Source organism: Microcystis sp. LE19-84.1B (assembly GCF_027531875.1).
Classification (GTDB): domain Bacteria; phylum Cyanobacteriota; class Cyanobacteriia; order Cyanobacteriales; family Microcystaceae; genus Microcystis; species Microcystis panniformis.
Window position 1 is genome coordinate 1 of the sequence record NZ_JAPZSR010000436.1, and the last position, 2,234, is coordinate 2,234.

The 2,234-nt window shown below is 43.2% G+C and carries 2 protein-coding genes and 2 pseudogenes; 2 read left to right on the top strand and 2 right to left on the bottom strand.

What is annotated here, in order from left to right:
* Window positions 1–67: 67 nt before the first annotated feature.
* Window positions 68–655: a DUF3782 domain-containing protein gene (locus O9324_RS24500; RefSeq protein ID WP_193957939.1), complete on the bottom strand. Its 588-nt coding sequence runs from the start codon at window positions 653–655 to the stop codon at window positions 68–70.
* Window positions 656–952: 297 nt separating this feature from the next.
* Between O9324_RS24500 and O9324_RS24505 the strand changes: the two genes are divergently transcribed.
* Entirely contained in the window at window positions 953–1,636 is a 684-nt protein-coding gene (locus tag O9324_RS24505) for a PEP-CTERM sorting domain-containing protein (protein WP_288141562.1), read from the top strand.
* A gap of 196 nt (window positions 1,637–1,832) precedes the next feature.
* Window positions 1,833–2,012: pseudogene (locus O9324_RS24510) on the top strand (30S ribosomal protein S6); the annotation flags it as partial.
* A 6-nt stretch (window positions 2,013–2,018) separates the two neighbouring features.
* Here O9324_RS24510 and O9324_RS24515 read toward each other — a convergent pair.
* Window positions 2,019–2,234: pseudogene (locus tag O9324_RS24515) on the bottom strand (Uma2 family endonuclease); the annotation flags it as partial.

Sequence of the window (2,234 nt, forward strand, 5' to 3'; positions counted from 1 at the left end):
CACTCATGCAAAAGGGGGAATAAATAATCAGTTTTTAATAACAAGATTTAGTATTATATCTAAATTTTTAATAAAGTCGAGGTTGAAAATTATCGGGAATATCCAATTCAAATACTTGGTCATGAATCCGAGCCACATAAAACCCTTCTTGCAGAATTTTTTCCCGTAATTCTGATGATAAATGAACCGCCGCTAATATGCCATAGAGTTTTTTATCTTTGTGTTCAGGGAAAAAGTTGCGAAACCGTTGCAAAATACTTTTTAATTGTGAAATCGACTCCTCTCTGGCATGACTTTTAACCTCGACGATATAAGCAGTATTTAGCTGACCATTGGTATAGGCAAGAACATCAATTTCTAGGTGTTTTCCATCTTTACTGACTCGCACACTAGGACTGATAACTTCCATACCAAAGCGTTGTCTGAGAATCGTTTCCATTGAAGGGAGGGCAAGTCCTTCGGTAAAGCTGCCGAATTTGGCACCGAGTCCCCCAATTTGCTGACCTAATTCTTTGAGTTGTTTGTCAGTTTTCTTCTGTTGCTGACTAACTTCCTTCAGTTGTTTGTCAGTTTCTTTTTGAGCGGCAGTTAATTCAGCTTGAGCAGTCGCTAATTCGGCTAAGAGTCGCCATACGTCTTCGGATGTAGTTGCCATAGCTAATTTTTTCTCTCTGATTTGGTCTATTGCTATTTTACTGAATTTTGCCGATTCATGAGGAAGATAGTGCTTCTGCCTTTGAGTAAGAGAGCGATAAGTAGGGCGTGTTACGCTGTCGCTAACATACCTTTATTTTTATAAGTAACTTAGAGTATTTTTAAGATTTGATAAATTTAACGGCAAGGGCTTGACATCTACAGACAAAAATGGTAGTTTTGCGAGTGCAACGCCATCTTTTAGGAGACATTTAGTCATGACATTAGCAAAACTTATCAAAACCTCCATCGGGGGGGGGTGATACTTATCAGTCTCTCCGTCGCCAGTGGAGTACAAGCTGTAACTATCACCGTTCCTGGCACATCTACCCCTTGGCTCGCAGGGATGCCCAATGGAACTACTCTCGCTGGGGATATTGCTCCTACTAACTCTCCTGTACAAGTGTCGGGACTTTCCCTGATTCCTGGACAAACACTCAATTTCTCCGTGACTGGGGCAGTTAACAATAATCCCGGCTCACCCCCACCCACTGCTACGCCAGATGGAGTAACATCCTTGCTTACCTGGGGTCCTCACTATGGAATTTCCCAGATTAGTAACGGTCGGCTCAATTCTCTTCTCGGTGTCTTTTTAGATAACAGCCAGCCAGATTCGACTCCTGCACCTGCAGCTCTTGACTTTTCTTCAATTGGAATCAATTTTTCCTCGTTAGCTCCACAACTTAAGCAAGTTTTCTTCATCGGTGATGGACTGACAGGAACCGGCAGTGGTGCTGTGCAGAACTTCATCGTCCCTAGTGGAGCAACTCGCCTCTTCCTTGGACCACTAGATTATGGAACGTATAACAACGCTGGAAGTTTTACCGTAACAGTTGAAGCAGTACCTGAACCTAGCACAATTTTCGGCTTAGGTATATTGGGATTGGGTGCTTTCTGCCAGCGCAAACTATCTCAAGGGAAGAAGTCAAAACAGGATAATTGAGTTGAGAACTTTAGGATTTATTTCAACAACTTTTTGATCTAGGAAAATAGGGGTTGGGTTGAGCAATAGCAAAGCCTAACCTACTATTTTATAATTGTTAAAGGTAGGTCTTTTTCCTTTCTAACTTCTCAACATAAGTCAATCGCCTCTTTGATATTTTGTAGAGCTTCTTCTTGAGTCTCACGAAGTCGTTCAGCAACAAGTCGCCCCCATGGAACGGGCCCTGCGTTTAAGTGATGAGGTTATTCGTTATTTAACCCTAAAACTCGATCGCGTGGTGGCTCCCCCGGCCGATTTATCTCCCTTAACGGAAATTCCGCCCTCTCCTATCACCGAAGCGGTGGTGGAAGATGACGGTATCTCCGCTGAAGATTAATTATAGTCACAACTGTGTCGGGTCAATGCCCAATTCGCGTAATCGGGCAAAAGCGCGATCGCGTTCTTGTTGTGCTTGGTTGCGCTCCTGTTGTGCTTGGTCGCGTTCTTGTTGTGCTTGGTTGCGTTCCTCAAAGAGGGTTTCAGGGTCTTTAAATCGTTCCCCATTGGGATAAAAGACCTCTAAACCCTCTTCAAACATCTCAAACCGAATCCCTAGGAT

What these genes read in the sequence shown, in the direction of transcription:
- O9324_RS24500 (WP_193957939.1), bottom strand. Translation starts at nt 655, where the DNA reads ATGGCAACTACATCCGAAGACGTATGGCGACTCTTAGCCGAATTAGCG.